A 20167-nucleotide genomic window follows, 5' to 3' on the forward strand; every position below is an offset into this window, starting at 1 on the left:
CTCGGTACGTGCACCGCATGGTCAGTCCCCGTTCAGCTCTTCGAGAGCGGCTGCGACACCGTCGTTGGGGACCTTGAGTCCGGCTCTGGTCAGCCCCATCTGAACGCCGGCGAGGGCAGCGGAGACGGTCAGGTCGTTGGCGTGGCCGAGGTGGCCGATACGGAAGACCCGCCCGGCGAGCTTGCCCAGCCCCGCGCCCAGGGACATGTTGAACCGGTTCAGGATGACCTTCCTGATGTGGTCGGCGTCGTGCCCGTCGGGGACGAGCACCGCAGTGAGCACACCTGAGTGCTCGCGTTCATCGGCACAGAGCACTTCCAGACCCCACGCGCGCACGGCCGCACGTGTGGCCCTGGCGTGGCGCTGATGGCGCGCGAAGATCTCGGGCAACCCCTCCTCGTTCATGATCCGCAGGGATTCGCGCAGGCCGTAGAGGAGATTGGTGGCCGGTGTGTACGCGGAGAATCCGCGCTCGTTGGCCTCGAGCACGGGGGCCCAGTCCCAGTAGGACCTGGGCAGACGCGCAGTGTGCGAGGCCTCCAAGGCCCTGGGACCAATGGCGTTGAACCCCAGTCCCGGCGGAAGCATCAGACCCTTCTGGGAGCAGGAGACGGTGACGTCCACGCCCCATTCGTCGTGGCGGTAGTCGATCGACCCCAGGGACGAGATGGTGTCGACCATGAGGAGGGCGGGGTGCTCCGCCGCGTCGAGTGCCTCCCGGATGTCCTTGATGCGGCTCACCACACCGGTCGAGGTCTCGTTGTGCACGACGCACACGGCCTTGATGGTGTGTTCGGGGTCGTTCTCGAGCCGTCTGGCGAGTTCAGCGGAATCGGCACCCCGCCGCCAGTCACCGGCGACGACATCCACGGACAGGCCGAGGGCCGCTGCCATCTCAGCCCAGAGTGTGGAGAAGTGGCCGGTCTCGAAGTTGAGCACCCGGTCCCCCGGGCTGAGTGTGTTCACCAGGGCCGCTTCCCAAGCACCCGTGCCGGAAGAGGGGTACACCACGACCGGACCGGTGGTGCCGAACACCGGGCGAACGTCGCGGAGTACCTGGGAGAACATCCGGGCGAACTCGGGCCCCCGGTGATCGATCGTGGGGGCCGCAATCGCGCGCAGAACTGAATCGGGAACTTCGCTGGGGCCTGGAATCTGGAGGAAGTGACGGCCGGTTGCGTCTATCATGACGCCCCCTCAAATAATTGTTCCATATAACGGAATATTAATTTCGTCAGACGGATTGAGTGTAGGCATGTCGTGGCCTGCGTCACAACCCCTTGATCGTCATGCCTGCTCAACCGGGGGGATCAGCGGGAGGATTCACCGATCCGGTACCAGGACCGCGCGTTTCCCGAACTGATCCGCTCGAACTCGGAGGCCGAGACGCCGGCCTCCCCCACGGCGGCCTCCAACGCGCGCCATGCCGCCCCATGGTCGATCGCTAGGCGTATGACCGGCCAGTTCGACGCGAGCATCGTCCTCTGCGGGCCGAACCCTTCCAACGCATAGGCCACGTATTCGGCCAACTCCGAGGGGGCCCATTCCCAGTCGACGAGCACGTCGGCGCCGACGGAGAGTTTCATCGCCGCGGAGGGGCACGCTGCCAGGCGGTCGATCCGCTTCCGCCACGGACCGGCAACGCCTCCGGCCAGTGGCGGGGTGGCCAGGTGGTCGACAACGATCCGCAGGTCGGGACATTCCGCCGACACCTCTTCCACCAGGTGAACGTGCTCGTCGGTACTGACCACGAGCTCCCAGAGCAGGCCGTTGGCGGCCGCGAAGTTCGCGGTGCGCAGCAGGTCAGGGATGCCGTCGGCAGACTCCGGGAGCTTGGCCCGAAAACCCCGCAGCAACGGTGTACGGGCACGCACCCGGTCAGCTTCGCGCACGGCGCGTTCAGCGTCGTCCAAGGGCAGCCAGGCCACGATCGCACCGACAGGCGGGAACGCCTGGGCGTAGGAGACGAGGCGGTCGTTTTCCTCCGGGCCCGCCGCGCACTGGACCAGAACCGTGCCCGCCACAGTGCCGCCGACCAGTTCCTCGGCCAGGTCGCGGGGGGTGAAGTCGCGTTCCAGCACGGCTGTACGCGGGTCCCTGGGGCGCACACCCGAAGGCCAGAAGTGCTGGTGGGCATCGATCGATGTCCCTTGATCGCTGGCTCCGATCGTCTCGATCGGGTCAGAGCTCGGATCCACGGCAACCTCCTCGGGGCACCGGAACACAGCCCGGCCTCGGCGTAGCAGATTGTAGACAGTAGATCGATTGTCGATAGCCAGCAAGACCGTACATGTCGGATCGACGCTAACCAGCTGCTTGCGGCCCAAGGCGGCGCCGCCTGCGTCGGCCCCGGCCAGGTGTTCGCCCATCGCCAAGCGCACGACCTTCTACCGCCTCAGCTGGCCTTATGCCACTCGTCGAGCCAGGGGCTTCCACCTCCTTCAACGGATGGCGAGCCTCCTTGGCGCTGAGCACGGCACCCTGCGGAGAGTGTGTCCTACATCATAGACATGGTTGACACACGTCATATCAGCGTCTTAGGATTCCGCCATCCGGATGCAAAGTGTCGCCATAAGGAACATGTTTCCCGTGCTGCTCAGAGTGCATCCCTCGCGCCTCTGAGTACTGTTCCCATCACTCAGTCATTCGCCGACGGGCGTCATGCATGACGCCGCGACCCTGCATGGGGCGCAACACCACAGAGATGTGTCAGTCCGGCGTGGACCGAGGCAAGGTCACATTCCCAGAAGGGCTGGAGAATGGAAGACACGATCACCAACGACCCCGCCGTCGCGCTCATCGGATTCCTCGGCGTTGTTGTCGTCCTGCTGTTCCTGATCGCCCGTTACAAGTGGCACGTATTCATCGCCATGCTGGTACCGATCGTGCTGCTTGGGTTCGTCCCGGCCATTGACCAAACCGTCTTCATCGAAGCGTTCGAAGTAGGCTTCGGCAGTACGATTCAGTCAATCGCCGTCGTCATCGTCCTCGGCACGCTGATAGCTGAGGCCATGCGCAATACCGGCGCTGTTCAGCGCATCACGCGTTCGATGATGTGGCTGGTCGGAAAGCGGAACATGCCGCTCGCCCTGACCCTCGCGGGCTTCATCATCGGGCTGGCCATCTTCTCCGATGTCGGCTACATCATCCTGAACCCGCTGGTGCATGCTGCCGCGCTGCAGGCCGGCACCAACATGAGCGTCATGGCCACCGGCCTGGTCGGTTCGATGCAGCTCACCCACGCAGTGGTGCCTCCCACACCGGGACCCCTCGCCGCCGCGGCGGTCGTGGAAGCCGACATCGGACTGATCATCCTGTACGGCTCCATCGTCACCTTCGTCGGCTCGCTCGCGGGTTGGATATACGCCCTTCTGATCGGCCGACGGGTGCATTCACCGCCCTCGGAGGAGTACCGCGGCCGCGGGGCTGGAGAAGGCGAGGCCGAGGAAGGCTCCCGACCGCTTCCCTCGCTCCTGTGGTCCTACTCGCCGATTCTCGTTCCGATGGTCCTGATCGCCGGAAGCAGTGTCGCCGACTTCGTTCTGGAGGAGGGGCACCCCGTCCACGATGTCGCCACGTTTGTCGGTTGGCCTGTACTGGCATTGGGCATCGGTGTCGTTCTGGCCTACATCCTCGCCTGGCGAACCAAGACCACCGAGGACGAGAAGAGCCTGCGCGACACGTGGGTGGAGAACGCGCTGCGCATGTCGGCGATGATCATTATGGTCACCGGCCTGGGAGGAGCGCTCAGCGAACTGCTCCAAGCCACCCCGACCGTGGACATCATCGCTGAGAACACGCTGGCTGTGGGAATCCCGGCAATTCTGTTGCCGTTCGTCCTCGGGGTGCTCGCCAACATGATCACCGGGTCCACCACGGTTGCCGTGATCACCGCGGCCTCCCTCTCTGCGCCCTTGATGGGCACTCTGGGCCTGTCTCCCGAGGCGGCCATGCTCTCCGCCGCGTGCGGGTCGGTGATCATCAAGTACGTCAACTCCAGCTACTTCTGGGTCTGCATGACGTTCTCCGGGATGTCACTGCGCGCCGCGCTCGTCTCCTACGGAGGTGTGACCTTCGTCAGTGGTGTGTTCTCCATGGCGGCCGTGAGTGCCCTGTGGGGCCTCGGCCTGATCTGAGCGAAATCCGAACCCCTGCACGTTGTCGACCACACCCCCGCACCGAGTCCGCGTCCGGGTCCGCACCCAGGGCGCGGCTCGGTGCATCCACAGCGGCAAGGAGCCCTGCAGCGACGGCTGACGGCCCCGCCCCCGGGAAGGGCGGGGCCTGGAGATGTCAGCGGGCAACGGACTCCTCGTACAGGGCGCTCAGGTGTCCCGGATGGCGCTGCACTCCTCCTCGTCGCGTGCGCTCTCCAGGTCGTAGGCGTCGTCGGGGGCCCCTCCGACGTCCTCGCCTTGCTGTTCCTCGTCGGCGTAGGCGGGAGCGAAGGTGTGCTCGTCCAGCAGGCAGTGCGTCGGCCCCACGGCGCGCCACCAGTTCGGGAAGGCCTCCCAGGTGCCGTCACCGGGGTCGTAGAAGGAGACCTCCCCGTAGTGCGAGGTGACCAGGCGCACCGACGCCGACGCGCCGGGCCGGGCGACGGGGTGGACGATGGTGTACTCGGTGTGCACGGCCAGGTAGTCCTGCCCCAGCTCGTCCCGGTCCGTCTCGGCCCACATGCTGCCGTCCACCTTCACCACGTCGCCGATGGGCTCGGCGGTATTGGGTGCGAGGTTGAACGGGACGTGCCGGCTGTCGAGGTCGGGGTCCTCGTGCCCGTGGTGTTCCAGGTACCAGTCCAGCGCCTGTTCGGTGAGCAGTGCGGTGAACTCGCTGTTGTCCTCGTCGAAGACCGCGTCATGCTCCAGGTAGACCGCTTCCAGGTACTCCGCGGTCATGTCGTAGGCCTCTTGGACCCGGTCGCCCGGATACTCCCCGACCTCCCCGACGGACGCCGCCTCTGGGGTTTCGAAGTCCTCCGCGTAGTCGTCGGCCTCGGTCCCGGCGAACGGGTCGTCCCGGTCGACCTGGTCGACTTCGGGTTCGGAGAGCCGTTCGGCCGTACTCGAGGCGGCCTCGCCCAGCAGGTCTTCGACAGGCGCGCAGGCGGTCAGGGCCAGGGTGGTGGTAAGTGCCGCACACAGGGTCAGCCGTGCGGTGGATGACATGGGGGATGCTTTCTCTGTGGGGGAATGGAACTCGGGCCAGGGTATACACCGCACCGGTCACAGCGCGGACTCCCCCCGGGCCGCGGTCCGCCCGCCTCCGCACCGCGTTCAGCAGTGGATCGCGATGGCTTCGCCCCGGTCGTCGAGCTGGGTGTGCTCCGGGAGGCAGGAGGCCCGGCCCGCAGCGATGCGGTGCGCGCTCCAAGCCGCCGCGGCGGCGTCCAGGACGTCGTCGGCGGGAACCCGTCCCGCCTCCCCCAGGTCGTCGGGGAGAACGATCCCCTCGTTTGCGAGCAACCGGCGCCGTTCGGCCTGTCCGTTCCAGTTCTTCTTGGCCGCCGACAGCGGCGCACCGGCCATCGTCCGAAACGACAGTTCGGGGTGGACTTCGTACAGGCGTCCCGCGCCCGCACCCTTGATCCGGTCGGCTTCCCGGATCTTGGCGAACAGCCCGTGCGCCTGGAAGTTGAGCCCGCTGCCCGTCAACTCCCTGCACAGGGCGTTGGCGGCAGCGTAGTCCGCGGTCTCCACCACCGGCCGAGGGGGGATCCGGAAGACGCTGCTCGAGCGCCGTCCCACCCTCCCCGCCGCGATCCGGTCGCATTCCCGCCACTCCTGCCGGGTCAGGCCGAGCGGGATGTCGACCGCCACCAGGGCTTCCCCCGCCTGGGCCACGACGCTCTCCAGTTCGCGGTGCAGGACCGCTTCCCCGAAACGGCCGCGGTGGTCGAGCCGGACAGCAACCCACCCCTGACGACACGCGTCCACACCGATGCTCTCCACGAGCCCAAGTGTGCAGTACCCCGGGCGCTCCGACCAATTCCGGTCGGATGCCGACGGGTCTGGACGGCATAGGTCCCATTGGGTCGGAGCTCGGTTGACACGCCGGGGTGAACGGGTGTTCACTCGAAGGATGGTGAACAGCTGTTCACCCCCGTCCCGGGCGTGCGTCCGCCTCCGGGCGCCCACGTCCCCGACCGCCACTCGTTGCTTTGGAGTCAGAAGAATGCCCGTCCTGCGTGTCCCTTCCTGGGCCACCATGGGGATCCTCACCTTCTGCGGCATGCTCGTCTCCCTGCAGCAGACACTCCTCATCCCGCTCCTACCGGACCTGCCGGGCATCCTCGACGTCTCCGCCGACGACGCGTCCTGGCTGGTTACCGCGACCCTGCTCACGGGGGCCGTGGCCACCCCGATCGTCTCCCGCATGGCCGACATGCACGGCAAGCGCAGAATGCTGCTGGTGTCGCTGGGGGTCATGACCGCCGGTTCGCTCATCGCGGCCCTCGTCGGGAACTTCCCGGCGATGCTCGTCGGCCGCGCCATGCAGGGGTTCGGCGCCGCGCTCATCCCCGTGGGCATGGGCATCATGCGCGACCAACTGCCGCGGGAGAAGCTCGCCGGAGGCATCGCCCTGATGAGCGCCACCCTCGGTGTCGGGGCCGCTCTGGGCCTGCCGCTGTCCGGGGTGCTCTACAGCGCGTTCGGATGGACCTCCTTGTTCTGGTCCACCGCGCTGGTCGGCACGGTCTTCCTCATCGCCATCCCGCTGACCCTCGGCGAGTCCACCGAGCGCTACCCGGGACGATTCGACGCCGTGGGCGCGCTCCTGCTCTCCGTCATCCTCGTCGGCCTCCTGCTCCCCCTGTCCAAGGGGGCGTCGTGGGGCTGGACCAGCGGCCAGGTCGTCGGCCTGGCAGTGCTCTCCCTCGTCTGCCTGGCGGTCTGGATCCCCCTGCAGCTGCGCATCCGCGAACCCATGGTCAACCTGCGCACCGCCGTCCGCCGACCCGTCCTGTTCACCAACGTCTCCTCTTACTTCGCCGGGTTCGCGATGTTCCTGAACGGGTTGGTCACCACCCAGGAACTCCAGGTCCCCACCGAGACCGGGTACGGGATGGCCCTTCCCGTGGCCGTCGCCGGTCTGGTGATGGTGCCGGGCGGCCTGATGATGCTCGCCTTCTCGCCGGTCTCCGCCCGCATGCTCAACCGCTGGGGCGGAAGGTCCGTGCTGCTGACCGGCGGCGTGCTGATGGGCCTGACCTACCTGTGGCGGATGTTCTACAACGACGCGGTGTGGCAGATCATGCTGGGCAACATGCTCGTCAGCGTCGGCAGCGCCATCGCGTTCGCGGCCATGCCCGCCCTGGTCATGGCGTCCTCACCGCGCAGCGAGACCGCCTCGGCCAACGGGCTCAACGCCCTGGTCCGCTCGATGGGCACCTCCAGCGGCAGCGCCGTGGTGGCGCTGGTCTTCGCCTCGATGACCGTGACCGTGAACGGCGCGGTGTTCCCCTCCGCACAGGCCGTGTTCACCGCCCACCTCATCGGCGTGTGCGTGTGCGCGGCCAGCGTGCTGTTCGGTGCCGTCATCCCGTCCCGCCGACACGCGGAGGGCCACGAAGATGCAACCGCCCCGGAACCGGTCCCGGCACGCGGAACCGAGGTGACCCGGGGGAAGATGGGATCGTGAGCAGACCCGACAGCCGAAGCACCATCCTCGACCACGCACGCGCGCTCTTCTCCGAGCACGGCTACCAGGAGGTGACCATCCGCGACATCGCCGCCGCGGCGGGGGTCTCCCCCTCCCTGGTGATGAAGCACTACCGGAGCAAGGCCGAGCTGTTCAACGAGTTGGGTCCCAACGAGATCCCGCTGGCCGAGCTGGGCCTGCCCCGGTCCGAGCTGGGGCGCGCACTGGTGCAGAAGATCCTCACCCGGCGCGAACACGACGTTCCCGACCCCCTGCTGGTGGCCCTCGCCCACGTGCGCGAGTCCCCCGAGCCCGAACGCACCCGCGAGGAGGTCCGCGGGAGGCTCCTGCTGCGCTTCGGTGAGCTGATCGGCGACACCACACCCGACCACCGCTACGCGAGCGCCGTCGCCAGCCAGGTGATCGGCCTGGCCGAAGGGGTCCGGCTCATGGACCTGTTCCCCGCGGACCAGTTCTCGCGTACGGCGGTGCTGGACCTGTACGGACCGCTCGTCCAACAGCCGATCGACGCCTGCGCACGGGACTGCGTGTAGTACAGGGCTGCATGTGGGCTGTGGGGGTCCCGGTCTCGCCGGTCAGTGGGGGTGTTTCGGTGGTGGCACCGGTCAGTGCTGTCCGGTGTCCAGCAGCCGGTCGAAGGCACCCACGGGGTTCTCGCGCGTGGGCAGGGCCTCCACGAACGGCAGCAGCTCCCGCTCGGCGACCCCGTGGACCCTGCGCAGCTCGGCCACCGGGTCGTGGTGCTCGTCCACGCGCAGGTCCAGGTACGGGTACGGGTTCCCGGTGTGCACGTACAGCGCCGCGCTCTGCCTGCCGCGCCGGTCTCCCCCGGCGGCCTGACCCGCCTCCAGGGCGCTCAGCAACCGCTCACCCAGTGTCGCCTCCGCACGGGACTCCCCGGCCGATTCCCACCGTTCAGCCATCGCGTCGAGCGTGGCGGCGCCGGTCAGGATGTTCCCGGCCACCGCGTAACCGTTCCCGGTCCGGTGACCGCTCCACGGGTGCGTCTGCGCTCCGGTGTGCGCGGCGGCGCGGCCGTTGCCGTCGACCACCGCCACCTGCCGCGAGTCCGCGTCCGGGTCGGCCCCGAGGACCCGGCCGAGCGCGTCCTCGGCGGGGTGGGACCGCAACAGCTTCAGGGCGTCCACGCCCAACAGGGGGTTGATCAGCGCCTGCGTCGCCACCGCTCCCGCCTCAGCGTGCGCGAAGACGGACAGCGCACCGATCGCCGGCATCCGGCTGCTGACCGCGACTCCGCACGTTCCTGTGGCGGAGTCGTACGCGACGATCGAGAAGGTCCCTGCATACAACCGGCATCACTCTTGCTGTCGGTGCGCCCGGCCGCGTGCTTCCGGTGCGCTCGGTTCGGTGGAAGAGCTCCCGCGGCCGCGCACAGCTGCGGCGGGTCCGGCAGATGCTACCGCCGGTGCCGCTGCTCGCCGACGGCCCCCTGCGCGGTCGGCCCTGACCCGGCCCGGGGCACGGACACGGACGACGTCAGGGTGTCCCCCACCGGAAACAGGGGCCCTTCCCCGATGTACGCCGACGGGCACGAATCTAGATTGGACGGCATGACGGGCACCGTCCCCAGTCCGCAGGTGAGCGCCGAGCCGCCGGACAGGGTTCCCCCAGGCGCACAGCCGGTGAGAGCACCCCGCTTCCGGGCTCCCTCCCAGACCCTCTCCCGCACCCCCTACCTCCCCCTGGCCCCCTCCCCCTTCCTTGCCCCTGTCCCGCTTCCACGGTTACGGAGCCCGCGATGAGGCGGCCGGACTCCCTGTACCTGCGCCACGCCGCCAACGACCTGACCAAGAACAAGGCGGTCAGCGTCGCACTCGTCGTGGTCCTGACCCTCAGCGCGTTCCTCATGGCCACCGGGGCCATGGTGATGGAACGCCTGGTCGGGTCCGTCGACCAGCTCTTCGAGGAAGCCAAGCCCCCGCACTTCCTGCAGATGCACACGGGCGACCACGACCCCGAAGCCTTGGAGCGGTTCGCCTCCGAGCACCCGGAGATCGAGGCCTGGCACGTCGTCGACATGCTCGGCTTCGACGGGCCGACCGTCTCCTGGCAGCAGCCCGCCACCGGAGAGTCGGGGGACCTGACCGACAGCCTGGTCGACAACCTCTTCGTGACGCAGAACGACGAGTTCGACTTCCTGCTCGACGAAACCGGTGGGATCGCCCGCCCGGCCGAGGGCGGGGTCCACGTCCCGGTGGCCTACCAGGAGAGCTACGACCTGGAGGTCGGCGACGAACTCCGGATCCGGACGGACACCGGCCACCACGACCTGCGTATCGAGGGCTTCGTACGCGATGCGCAGATGGCTTCCTCGCTGTCCTCGGCCACCCGATTCCTGGTGTCCGAAGCCGACTTCGCGGCACTGGAGCGAGCCGGAGGCGGCGACCCCGAGATCATCGCCGAGTACCGGTTGGCCGACCCCTCCGGCGCGGCGGAGCTCCAACGCGCCTACGAGGCCGACGAGGCCCTGCCGAAGAACGGCCAGGCGGTCACCTTCCAGATGATCCGCATGGTCAACGCGTTCAGCGACGGCCTGGTGGCGGTGGCCTTGGTGTTCGTGAGCGTGCTGCTCATCGCGATCGCCCTGCTCAACGTGCGCTTCGTGATCCGCGGGTCCCTGGAGGACGAGGTGCGCGAGATCGGCGCGATGAAGGCCATCGGCCTCCCCGACAGGTCGATCGCTGGCCTGTACCTGGCCAAGTACAGCGTCATGACCCTGTTCGCCTGCCTGGCCGGCGGCGCCCTGGCGCTGGTGGCGACCGACCTGCTGACGCGCGGCATCCAGGTGAACTACGCCGAGGCGCCGACCGGCCCACTGACGTTCCTGGTGCCCGTCATCGCGCTCGCGGTCGTCTACCTGTTCGTCATGGCGCTGTGCCGGGGCGTCCTGCGGGGTGTGCGGAGGATCCAGGTCGTGGGTGCCCTCGTCCACGGCAGCACCCTCGACGAGCGCCAGACCGCACGCCGGGCACGGAGGCAGGCCAGGAACGCCCGGCGCGGCGGCCTGACCTCGTACCGCGGCGTGGGCGTCAGCGGGCGCCTGGCCTGGTTGGACCTGCGGGCGGAGGGCCGGCAGTGGGTCCTGATCCCCATGGTCTTCTTCCTGGCGGCCGTCCTCATGACGCTCCCGATGAACCTGCTGAGCACCTTCGACAGCCCGCGCTTCATCACCTACCTCGGTGCCCCGCAGAGCGACCTCCGGGCCGACCTGCAGTTCTCCGACGACGTCGACGCCGCACGCGAGGACGTGCTCGCGGACATGCACGCCGACGACAGGCTGGCGGACGTGCTCGCGGACATGCACGCCGACGACAGGCTGGCGGACGTGCGCGTCTTCGCCCAGGTGCTGTACGAAGCCGAGGGTGAGGAGGGGTGGCAGAGCATGCGTGTGGAGGTGGGCGACCACGCCGAGGGCACGGTCGAGTTCCTCGAGGGCGGGCCGCCCGGGTCCGGGCAGATCGCGCTGTCGGCCCTGAACGCCGAACGGTACGGAGTCGGCGTCGGAGACGAACTGGCCCTGCGCGACGGCGCACCGCCGCACGACGGTGATGAGCCGACCGCGGGCGACGGCGGAGGCGGGCCGACCGCGGTCAAGGTCAGCGGCGTCTACCAGGACGTCACGAGCGGTGGTTACACGGCCAAGGCCCAAGGTGAGCAGACCACCGGGGCGGCCGCGTACGTCGTCTACGCGGACACGGTCGAGGGGGCGGACCCGACCACCGTGGCCGCCGACTACCGCGAACAGCATCCGGCGGCCTCGGTCGTCCCCATGCGGGAGTACGTGCAGCAGACGCTGTCGTACGTGACCGGTGCCTTCCAGAGCGCCGCCGTGCTGGCCTTCGTGTTCGGGGTCGGGGTGGCGGCGCTCATCACCATCCTGTTCCTGAACCTGCGACTGACCCGGGAGCGCCGCAGGATGGGGGTGCTGTCCGCCTTGGGTTTCTCCACCGGCGAGATCATCACCCAGGCCAGGGCCAAGATCCTCCTGGCGATGGTGGTCGGCACTGTGGCCGGCCTGGTGTTCGCGGCCACGGCCGGGGAGTCCTTGGTGGGCCTGGCCGTCTCGCTGGCCGGGTTGGGGATCGTGGAACTCGCGTTCATCACCAACCCGGTGATGGTGTACGCGGTCTTCCCGCTGGCGCTGGTCGGCGCGGGATACCTGGGTGCGGTGGTGCTCACGGCGAGGCTGCGCGGCGCCGACAAGAGCTCGTGGCTCCGAGGTTGAGCAGGGCCAGAGGTTGAGCAGGGCCAGAGGCCGAGCGGAGTTTGAGGTAAGGAAAAGAGGAGCGCACATGTCACAGGTCGACGAGCTCACGCTGGAGTCGCGGGCGCTGACCAAGACCTTCCACTCCACCGAGCCGCCCACGCAGGTCCTCAGCGGGATCGACCTGTCCGTGCGCAGGGGCGAGTTCCTGGTGGTGATGGGGTCGTCCGGTTCCGGGAAGTCGACGCTGCTGTACAGCGTCAGCGGCATGGACCGCCCGACGAGCGGCAGCGTTCTGCTGGACGGGCGGGACCTGACCTCGCTGAACGATACGGAGATGAGCCGGGTGCGGCTGACCCGGATGGGGTTCGTGTTCCAGCAGGCGTACTTCCTGAGCAACCTCAACGTCCGGGACAACATCCTGCTGCCCGCGCTCAAGGCGCTGCCCAGGAAGGCGGGTCCGAGGGAGAAGGATGCCGCGATCGCCCGCGTGGACGCGCTCATGGCGCGGTTCGGGATCGGGCACGTGGGTCGGCACGGCATCACCCAGGTGTCGGGGGGCCAGCTGCAGCGCGCCTCGATCTGCCGGGCGCTGGCGTGCGAGCCCGCCATCCTGTTCGCGGACGAGCCGACGGGTGCGCTGAACAGCTCCATGACGACCGAGGTGATGGACGCGCTCACCGATGTGCACTGGGAGGGCACGACGCTGGTCATGGTGACCCACGACCCGGCCTGCGCGGCCCGGGCCGACCGGGTGGTCTACCTGAGGGACGGTTCGGTGGTCGATGCCCGAGAGCTGGGCGCCTGGACCGAGGAGGCGGCGTCGGGCAGGGAGGACGACTTGCTCGCGTGGCTGCGGGGGCTGGGCTTCTGAGTGCGGCCGTGCCCGCGATGATCTTGCCCCTGGCTCAACCCTCGACGGCCGAGCGTGGAGCTGGGGGCAAGATCATCGGGAGTTGGGACGGGTTTTCCACAGACAACGGGGGACGCCTGGCGGTTTCGATCCCGGAGGAGCACCGTTGACGCATGGACTCACACTCCACCTCCTCGCCCACCCCCAACGTCGCACTCTCTTCAGCCCCCACCCGGGCAGCCCCCTCAGCCCCCACCACCGCCCTCTCCTCGGCCCTTACCGTGGCTTCAGATCAGTACGGACTGATCAGCTGGCCCCAGGTCAGGGACGCCGGGCTCGCCAAGAACGACGTCCGCCGCCTGCTTCGCAACCGCACGTGGGGACATCCCTATACGGGTGTCTACTCCGTGCGCGCCCTCTTGGACCGCGACAGCCCGGATCGGCATCTGCGGTCAGCTGTGATGGCCGCACAACTGGCACTGGGACCCGAGTCCTGCGCCGCCGGAGAGACCGCGGCGCTCCTGTGGGGAATGCAGGGGCTACCGGCATGGGACGGCCACACAGTGCACATGGTGGTGCCCGGTCTGGGCCAGCAACGCCACGTCCACAGCATCGCGCTGCACACGTGGAAGGTCCGGCCAGGAGAGGTCGCAACCGACGGTCCCCTCCGCCTGACCACCCCAGGCAGAACCCTGCGGGACACCCTTCTCCGGGTGGGGCGGAAGACCGCCGTGTGCCTGATGGACTCGGCGCTCAACCTGCAGCTGATCCGCCAGGAGGATTTCGAGCGCCTCGAGCACGCCAACCGCGGACGCCGCGGGTGTGTTCGAGTCCGGCGGTGGTGGCCCCTGGCCGACGGCCGGGCGCAGAGCCCGTTGGAGACCCGGGTACGTCTGGCCTGCGTCGACGGAGGGCTGCCGCCCACAGACCTCCAGCGCAGCTTCGTCGACGGTAACGGCAGGCTCATCGGCGTGGTCGATTTCTGGTGGGAGAACCTCAAGGTCATCGGCGAGGCCGACGGCATCGGACCGCACAGCCTCCCCCAGGTCCTGGCGCGGGACCGCGAACGGCAGAATGCGCTCCAGGCGTGGTACCCGGGGGTGCGCATCGTCCGGTTCACCTGGCAGGACCTCAAGCGACCCGGTTACATCCTGGCCACCGTCACCCAGGCCGGATCCGCTCCCTAGCCGCGATGATCTTGCCCCTGGCTCAACCCTCGACGGCCGAGGGTGGAGCTGGGGGCAAGATCATCGGCGATCTCTCCCCCGTGAGCGGTCAGCGCGGGTCCTCCCAGAGCCACTCGGGTTCGACATTGGTCTGAAGGTGGTCACCCAGGGTTTCGGTGGCCAGGGGGCGGAGGCCGCCTCGTGCGACACGCGGGTGGGCGCCGGGGTCGAGGCAGATGAGGACCGCGAGGACGCGCAGGTACACGGCGGGGAAGGCCAGGTCGGTACCCAGAACATGGTGGGCGCTCTTCCAGAGCAGGTTCAGCGCGTCCTCCGTGAGCTCGGTGCGTAGCGGATCCCACTTCTCCGCGTCCTCGTGCTCCAGGACCGCGTCCGTGAGCTCCTCGGGGACCCTGTTGACCAGCCTGGCGCCCTGGTCCAAGGCGTTCGCGATCTCGATGAGCAGGTCGCACCAGAAGTGCCCGGCGATCGCGCGACCGTACTCGGCGCGGGCCGGGGGTTCCCCTTCGCCCTGCCGCTTGGCGTGCTGCCAGAGCCTGTCGTCGAAGATCTCCTCGTTGAGCGCACTTCCGAGACGCTCCACCCGATGGACCCTGGCTCCGTCGGCTGACAGCCAGGAAACCGCGCCCGCCACGACCACGGCGCCGCCGGCCTGCCGCAGGTACTTGGTGGGTGTCGGGTGCCCCTTCTTCTCGAAAATGGCGCTTCTGCTCCCACCAGCGTTCCTGCGCGGGTTCACGCAGTTCCCTGACACCCTCCTCGCCGCGACGGGCCCGTTCTACGTGGCCACTCCAGCCGTGGAGGCTGCTTCCACAGGTGGAGCAGACGCACGCGAGCTTGGTGGCGGTCTCACATCGTTTGTTGTGCTGACTGGTGCGCCGCACGGAACCTCCGGGGGTAGGGGGAGACAGCTCCGGAGCAGATGAGCCGCTCCCCACACTCCCCGTGAAGGGCTGGTACCCGGCACCCCGAACGGGGCCACTCTCCTGTGGCCGTCACGGCACGGGCCCCTTGCCTCGCAGGGTTTTTCGCCGTCCGGATCCCCAGCCCGCACATGCCCGGCCACTGACCGGATGTGACTGGTAGTGCGGGGGCGAACACCGGTACGTGTCGCCACAGAATCCGCCGAACTGGGGCACGGGCCCCGGTCGGCGGCGTCGGGCCTTCAGGGCAGCGGGTGACGGTCTCCGGTCCGGCACCGGGTCAGCGGGAGACGGCCTCGCGGACCTTCTCGACGTATTCGGGGACCAGCTCGGCCGGATCCCCCGCGACCGCGGCCAGCCGACCGGTGAGCAGCTCCGTGTCGGCGCGGCCCAGCTGGACCAGGGGCCGCCGGATGCGCACCGCCCAGGCGCCCGGCCGGGTGTCGGGGAAGACTTCCAGCTCCGGGACGAGCGGCGCCACCTCCACGCCGGTGCGGTAGGGCGTCACCCGCTCCAGCTTGAGGTCGCAGCCGCGGGTGAAGTCGCGGCCGACGATGGTCACCGCAGTGTCCAGGTCGCGCACGGGCGAGGTCACTTCGGCCGTGCCGATGATGCGGGTGCGGTCCCGGGTGGGGTTGTGCCAACAGCCCCGGGTGGTGAGCAGGATGAGCCGGTCCCCCACCGCGAGCCGGTCGATTTCGGCGCGCCGTCTGGCCGGAAAGGCCATCCGCTGCTGGGACAGCACCCAGGACACGGCTTCGCGTTCGCTGAGGATCAGCAGGTAGGTGCTGGTGGGTTCGGGTGCGGTGCGCTCGTCCTGACTCATATGCGCCCCAGGATCCCACAGCGGTGTGGGGAGGGACACCGGCCCGCCCCTCCCCACGCGGCGCTCACACCGCATCCACTCCTTATCCCATCCCACACCACTGAAGAATCGAAGTCGATCCGGTTGCCCTTGCGCCGGAACTCAAGGAACACCATTGCCTCGCGCACGACCTCTTCCTCGGCCCATAACAGGCCGTCGCTCCCGATGCCCGCATCCAGAGCCCGGACCTGCCACTCAACCCGTCACGACGGCATAGGTGAACTGGGCGGCCCCGGCCAGGCCGGACACGAGCGTGGCAGCGGCGACGAGCGCTGGAAGTGCCCTTTTCCAGCTGGCCATGGTCTTTTCCCGAATCTCACCCCATCCGCCGGAGGCCACCATGAGTTTGGCGGTCTGCCACCGGTGCTGTTCGAGGTGGCACCCGGGCAGGAAGCCTGAGGCGTTGTTACGGCAACGTGTCTGCCCTCCTCGGTTCCAGGCCCCACAGGGCAATGGCATCTGAAAAGAGATGTAGAGAACTGAAACCCCTGCGGCAACCATGATCCACATGGGCCCCAGAGTCGGCAGGAACCATCCGAACAGGGCGAATGCAATCGCGATGACGCCCCAGTAGCTCAGGGGATTTTTTCCTTTTTTCCGCGCAGCCATGAACTAGATCCTTCTTCGTTCACAGGGCGGCCCACAAGGGCCTTCAGGGCAAGACTCTTGGCCACTCCGGGACAGCCGCCGGATGTGTAGCCCATGAATCCACAGGGAAAAGTGAAAACTTTCTGGGGGCGGGCACCGCCCTTACTTTCCCTGAATTTCGGACCGCCACGAATCGAGGCTACCTCATGAGTGTTTTTAGATTGTGCACCGGCTCGGTTCACCACCGGCGAGTCCCCTCTTCCCAGCAGCGCTGCCGTAGCTGGGGCCTCCGGATTCTGGCGCCTCGAAGGACCCGCTGAAACGATGGATTTGGGTTTTGGTCAGAGATGCACGAAGCGGGTGGGTTCCTTCAGTAGGGCTCTGGCGCCCTCCACGTCCGCCAGCCTCGCGGACAGAGTGCGCTCGGCCAGGTGCTTGGGCAGCGCCGCGTTGAACTTCAGGCCGTCCAGGGCGCGCGTGGCCACCGACGGCAGGGTGACCCTCTCCCCCGCGGCCTCCTTGGCGGCGGCCCAGGTGCGCGGGTCGAGCTCGGGGTTCAGGCGCAGGCAGGCGTCGTTGGGCTGCTGCTTGGGGTCAGCAGCCGGGCCCAGGGTGGCCATCAGGGTCAGGTTGGCCCTCGCGCCCGCCCAGGTCCACCAGCGGAGGTCGCCGTTGGTGGCGCGGACGATGACCGACCCGCCGGGGTGGACCTGGTCCAGGTGGTCCTCGCGGGCCTCGGCCAGGGCCTTGACGGCACGCTGGGTGAGCCGCACCTTCGGGTCGGAACCGAGCAGCACCTCACGGACCGCCCGGGTGAGGTCGAAGAAGGACCCCAGGTGGCCGCCCGAGTCCCACTTGGCCTTGCCTCCGCCGCCATCGACCGGTTCAACGAAGCACCGCTGCCGACGCCAGTCCACGCCGGTCACCGCCCAGGTGCGGCCGGCGAGCAGCAGGCGGCGGGGCCCGGTTTCCTTCTCGTCGGCGGCCAGCAGCGCCGGGTCCACCCGACCGATCTCGGTGCGGCCCTGCAGGGCGGTGAACTGGGGCGGCGCGGTGAAGACGCTGGTGAGCTCCATGAAGTGGCGGTGGCCGAAGCGCTTCTCGGCCTCGGGGCCGATCATCATCAGCCCGCCGTCCAGGTCGATGAACCCCTCCCGGATCAAGTGGGCGGCGATGGGTGCCCCCTGGTGGAAGGGTTCCAGGTCGCCCCACCACTCGGGCCACAGCCGCTCCCCCACCTCGGGTTCCTGGAGGCACAGGGCGAGCAGTTGCTGGGCGACGATGTGCCGGGGTTCGGGGGTGGGGGTCACCGGTTCCACCCAGTGCCGCCCCCACAGGTGCAGGAGTCCGGCGGCGTCCAGCAACCCGGATGTGTCCACGGCGAGGAACAGGCAGTTGCGAACGCTGCCCTTCCGGCGTCCGGTGCGGCCGATGCGCTGCAGGAAGGAGGCGACCGTTCCCGGCGCGTTGATCTGGATGACCCGGTCCAGGTCACCCACGTCGATACCCAGTTCCAGAGTACTGGTGGCGACGATGACGCAGTCGCGCGCCTCGGCGAAGGCGGATTCGGCGCGTCGGCGCTCGTCCAGGGACAGCGAGGCGTGCGACAGGAAGGTGGTCACGCCGAGCTCGCGCAGGGCGTGGCCGAGCTCCTCCACGTACTTGCGGGAGTCGCAGAACACCAGGCGTTTCTCGCCCGTGTGGAGGGAGGCGATGACCTTGGCGGCGTTGTGCAGAGAGCCCACGTAGTCGAGTTCGACCTCGCCGGGCGGGGGTTCTTCCGGGGCCCGGGAACCCTCGGGCTGGGCCTCCCCGAGGGTCCGTGAGGGGCCCTGGGGCAGGCGCACCCCGGGGGCGATCACCCGGCCCGGACGCCGACCGGCCTGGGATCCCTGCAGCCAAGTGAGCAGCTCGTCGGGGTTGCCGACGGTCGCGGACAGCCCCACCCGCTGGACAGCTCTCCCGGCGACCCGGGAGAGGCGTTCGAGGACGGCGAGCAGGTGCCAGCCCCGGTCGTCCCCCGCGAAGGCGTGCACCTCGTCCACGACGATGCCGTGCAGGTTCCTGAAGAAGGCCCGGTGGTCGACCTTGGTGCTCACCAGCATCGATTCGAGGGATTCGGGGGTGGTGAGCAGGATGTCGGGCCGATTACGCAGGATGCGCTGACGCCCGGCCGAGGAGATGTCGCCGTGCCACAGCTCGGCGGTGCGCCCCAGCCACCCGGCGTAGGCCTGGGCCCGGGGCAGGAGGTTGTTGAGCAGTGCCTTGATCGGGCACACGTACAGCAGCGACAGCCCTTCCCCCGTCCGCCCGGCCATGCTGGTGAGCAGCGGGAACAGGGCCGCCTCGGTCTTGCCGCCCGCAGTGGGCGCGAGCAGGATCGCGTCGTCGCCGTCGATGATCGGCGCCAGGGCCTCCCGCTGCAGGGGACGCAGCCCCGGCCAGCCCAGCGTGTTGACGACGTGGTGGGCGAGGGTGGGGTGGATCAGGTCCAGGCTGCTGGGCCCCGGGCCGTCCGCCCCTGCCGAAGGCGCGCTCACAGGTCCAGTTCCACCTCGTCGGCGCTGCCAGCCCGCTGCACGTGGGCTCCGCGTTCGACCTCAGTCAGCTCGCTACCGCCGACGGTGAGGCTGTAGTGCTGCCTCGGATCGAAGTCGGCGTTCTGGTCCACCCGGTCCATGACGTCCACGAGCTTGCGCAGGTAGAGGCGGGGCGCGATGCCGATCTTGCCGCCCAGCTCACCGGCGACCGCCTCGGCGAAACCGAGCAGGTAACTGTCGTCGACCCGGCTGCGTACGCGCTGCGGATCGTCCGCGCCGTCGGCGTACAGCTCCCGGACCGCCACCCCGAGGTCGTGAAGCTTGTCCAGGTCGAACCCGGTGAGGCGGACCTGGGCCGCGCGCAGGTTGTCGTGGCGCGGGTCCGGCAGGAAGTCGGTGGCCAGCCGTTGGGCCAGGGGCGCCAGGCGCTGGATGCCTTGGGGCCCGTCGAAGAAGGCGGGGGTGCCGGTGATCACCAGATACAGCCCGGGGAACTGGTTGTTGGCGATCTCGTCCAGGAGCTGGCGCAGCGCGTTGAGAGCCTTCTCCCGGGTGTCGGTGCGTGCCCGTTGGAGGGTCTCCAGTTCGTCCAGGACCACCAGCAGCCCGGGGTGGCCGCAGTCGCGCAGCAGCACGAGCAGCCCCTTGAGCGCGGCCAGGGCGCCGAAGTGGTCGAGGTCGCCCTTGATCCCGGCATAGCGTTTGGCGGCAGAGGCGACGTTGGGCTGTCCGCCCAGCCAAGCGATGAGGGCCTCGGCGATGGCGGCCTCGCCCGCGGCCTGGGCCCGGTGGTAGCCGCGCAGGGCGGCGGCGAAGCCGGGGTTGGCTGCCGCGACCTCGGACAGGCGCCGTTCCAGCAGCTCCAGGACGGCCGCGTCGAGCGCTTCCTCGTCGTTTTCGTCCACCTTGCCTTCGGCGAGGACGTCCTCCTCCAGCGAGTACACCCAGTTGTCCACGATCTCCCGCAGGGCGCTGGGCGGTTGGGTGCCGGTCGTGAGGCGTTCGGTGAGGCGCCGGTAGACGGTCTCCAGCCGGTGCAGCGGGGTCTCGGTCTCGGAGATCTGGATCTCGGTGACCGCGAAGTTGGCGCGTTTGGCCCGTTCGCCTAGCCAGCGGACGAAGAAGGTCTTTCCGGACCCGTACTCACCGCGCACGGCCTTGAAGTCGGCCCCGCCGGTACTGACGTTGCCGAGTTCCTTGTCGACGGCGCTCTCGAAGCGTTCGAGTCCGACGGCGAACAGGTCGAGTCCACCGTGCGGGACGGTTCCGCGGCGCAGGGCGCCCACGACCTCCTCACGGCGTGCCGCACTGACGGGGTTCACGG

Annotated in this window: 16 protein-coding genes; 6 read left to right on the plus strand and 10 right to left on the minus strand. The window is 68.9% G+C overall.

The features are described from left to right. Positions 1 to 21: 21 nt before the first annotated feature. Both ACYVD1_RS23840 and ACYVD1_RS23845 read right to left on the minus strand, forming a co-directional pair. Complete coding sequence (locus ACYVD1_RS23840; protein WP_460776711.1) at positions 22 to 1188, minus strand: pyridoxal-phosphate-dependent aminotransferase family protein; 1167 nt, start codon at positions 1186 to 1188, stop codon at positions 22 to 24. A gap of 122 nt (positions 1189 to 1310) precedes the next feature. Next, a complete protein-coding gene (locus ACYVD1_RS23845) occupies positions 1311 to 2198 on the minus strand; it encodes an amidohydrolase family protein (protein WP_460776712.1) in 888 nt (295 codons plus the stop codon). A gap of 561 nt (positions 2199 to 2759) precedes the next feature. Between ACYVD1_RS23845 and ACYVD1_RS23850 the strand changes: the two genes are divergently transcribed. Beyond that, a complete protein-coding gene (locus tag ACYVD1_RS23850; RefSeq protein ID WP_460776713.1) occupies positions 2760 to 4136 on the plus strand; it encodes a GntP family permease in 1377 nt (458 codons plus the stop codon). 189 nt (positions 4137 to 4325) lie between these two features. On the opposite strand, the gene ACYVD1_RS23855 is transcribed toward ACYVD1_RS23850, so the two are convergent. Together ACYVD1_RS23855 and ACYVD1_RS23860 are read right to left on the minus strand one after the other, a co-directional pair. Continuing rightward, the gene (locus ACYVD1_RS23855; RefSeq protein WP_460776714.1) at positions 4326 to 5168 is read right to left on the minus strand and encodes a hypothetical protein; all 843 of its coding nucleotides are present in this window, start codon (positions 5166 to 5168) and stop codon (positions 4326 to 4328) included. A gap of 108 nt (positions 5169 to 5276) precedes the next feature. Then, on the minus strand, positions 5277 to 5951 hold the full coding sequence (locus ACYVD1_RS23860; RefSeq protein WP_460776715.1) for a DUF429 domain-containing protein: 675 nt from the start codon (positions 5949 to 5951) through the stop codon (positions 5277 to 5279). Between the two features lie 223 nt (positions 5952 to 6174). Between ACYVD1_RS23860 and ACYVD1_RS23865 the strand changes: the two genes are divergently transcribed. Further along, entirely contained in the window at positions 6175 to 7641 is a 1467-nt protein-coding gene (locus ACYVD1_RS23865; RefSeq protein WP_460776716.1) for an MFS transporter, read from the plus strand. Continuing rightward, the gene (locus tag ACYVD1_RS23870; RefSeq protein WP_460776717.1) at positions 7638 to 8195 is read left to right on the plus strand and encodes a TetR/AcrR family transcriptional regulator; all 558 of its coding nucleotides are present in this window, start codon (positions 7638 to 7640) and stop codon (positions 8193 to 8195) included. Before ACYVD1_RS23865 ends, ACYVD1_RS23870 begins: the two co-directional genes overlap by 4 nt. A 72-nt stretch (positions 8196 to 8267) precedes the next feature. On the opposite strand, the gene ACYVD1_RS23875 is transcribed toward ACYVD1_RS23870, so the two are convergent. Next, positions 8268 to 8972, minus strand: a complete 705-nt coding sequence (locus tag ACYVD1_RS23875; RefSeq protein ID WP_460776718.1) for a DUF1028 domain-containing protein — start codon at positions 8970 to 8972, stop codon at positions 8268 to 8270. A gap of 449 nt (positions 8973 to 9421) precedes the next feature. Here ACYVD1_RS23875 and ACYVD1_RS23880 point away from each other — a divergent pair, with 449 nt between their 5' ends. The 3 genes from ACYVD1_RS23880 (at position 9422) to ACYVD1_RS23890 (ending at position 13927) form a co-directional block, all read left to right on the plus strand. After that, complete coding sequence (locus tag ACYVD1_RS23880) at positions 9422 to 11908, plus strand: ABC transporter permease (protein WP_460776720.1); 2487 nt, start codon at positions 9422 to 9424, stop codon at positions 11906 to 11908. A 67-nt stretch (positions 11909 to 11975) separates the two neighbouring features. Then, on the plus strand, positions 11976 to 12761 hold the full coding sequence (locus ACYVD1_RS23885; protein WP_460776721.1) for an ABC transporter ATP-binding protein: 786 nt from the start codon (positions 11976 to 11978) through the stop codon (positions 12759 to 12761). 152 nt (positions 12762 to 12913) lie between these two features. Further along, complete coding sequence (locus ACYVD1_RS23890) at positions 12914 to 13927, plus strand: endonuclease domain-containing protein (RefSeq protein ID WP_460776722.1); 1014 nt, start codon at positions 12914 to 12916, stop codon at positions 13925 to 13927. A gap of 88 nt (positions 13928 to 14015) precedes the next feature. Here ACYVD1_RS23890 and ACYVD1_RS23895 read toward each other — a convergent pair whose 3' ends face one another. From ACYVD1_RS23895 to brxD, 5 genes are all read right to left on the minus strand, one after another. After that, a complete protein-coding gene (locus ACYVD1_RS23895) occupies positions 14016 to 14666 on the minus strand; it encodes a hypothetical protein (RefSeq protein WP_460776723.1) in 651 nt (216 codons plus the stop codon). A gap of 464 nt (positions 14667 to 15130) precedes the next feature. Continuing rightward, positions 15131 to 15676: a hypothetical protein gene (locus tag ACYVD1_RS23900; RefSeq protein ID WP_460776724.1), complete on the minus strand. Its 546-nt coding sequence runs from the start codon at positions 15674 to 15676 to the stop codon at positions 15131 to 15133. A 234-nt stretch (positions 15677 to 15910) separates the two neighbouring features. Further along, positions 15911 to 16324 (minus strand): hypothetical protein, encoded by a 414-nt coding sequence (locus ACYVD1_RS23905; protein ID WP_460776725.1) that lies wholly within the window; start codon positions 16322 to 16324, stop codon positions 15911 to 15913. Positions 16325 to 16644: 320 nt separating this feature from the next. Continuing rightward, a complete protein-coding gene (locus ACYVD1_RS23910) occupies positions 16645 to 18843 on the minus strand; it encodes a DEAD/DEAH box helicase (protein WP_460776727.1) in 2199 nt (732 codons plus the stop codon). Next, positions 18840 to 20165 (minus strand): BREX system ATP-binding protein BrxD, encoded by a 1326-nt coding sequence (gene brxD / locus ACYVD1_RS23915; protein WP_460776728.1) that lies wholly within the window; start codon positions 20163 to 20165, stop codon positions 18840 to 18842. Before brxD ends, ACYVD1_RS23910 begins: the two co-directional genes overlap by 4 nt. Between the last annotated feature and the right edge of the window lie 2 nt (positions 20166 to 20167).

The organism is Nocardiopsis nanhaiensis, assembly GCF_054778635.1.

What these genes read in the sequence shown, in the direction of transcription:
- ACYVD1_RS23855 (WP_460776714.1), bottom strand. Translation starts at nt 5,168, where the DNA reads ATGTCATCCACCGCACGGCTGACCCTGTGTGCGGCACTTACCACCACC.
- ACYVD1_RS23865 (WP_460776716.1), top strand. Translation starts at nt 6,175, where the DNA reads ATGCCCGTCCTGCGTGTCCCTTCCTGGGCCACCATGGGGATCCTCACC.
- ACYVD1_RS23900 (WP_460776724.1), bottom strand. Translation starts at nt 15,676, where the DNA reads ATGAGTCAGGACGAGCGCACCGCACCCGAACCCACCAGCACCTACCTG.
- ACYVD1_RS23880 (WP_460776720.1), top strand. Translation starts at nt 9,422, where the DNA reads ATGAGGCGGCCGGACTCCCTGTACCTGCGCCACGCCGCCAACGACCTG.
- ACYVD1_RS23885 (WP_460776721.1), top strand. Translation starts at nt 11,976, where the DNA reads ATGTCACAGGTCGACGAGCTCACGCTGGAGTCGCGGGCGCTGACCAAG.
- ACYVD1_RS23905 (WP_460776725.1), bottom strand. Translation starts at nt 16,324, where the DNA reads ATGGCTGCGCGGAAAAAAGGAAAAAATCCCCTGAGCTACTGGGGCGTC.
- ACYVD1_RS23850 (WP_460776713.1), top strand. Translation starts at nt 2,760, where the DNA reads ATGGAAGACACGATCACCAACGACCCCGCCGTCGCGCTCATCGGATTC.
- ACYVD1_RS23890 (WP_460776722.1), top strand. Translation starts at nt 12,914, where the DNA reads ATGGACTCACACTCCACCTCCTCGCCCACCCCCAACGTCGCACTCTCT.
- ACYVD1_RS23840 (WP_460776711.1), bottom strand. Translation starts at nt 1,188, where the DNA reads ATGATAGACGCAACCGGCCGTCACTTCCTCCAGATTCCAGGCCCCAGC.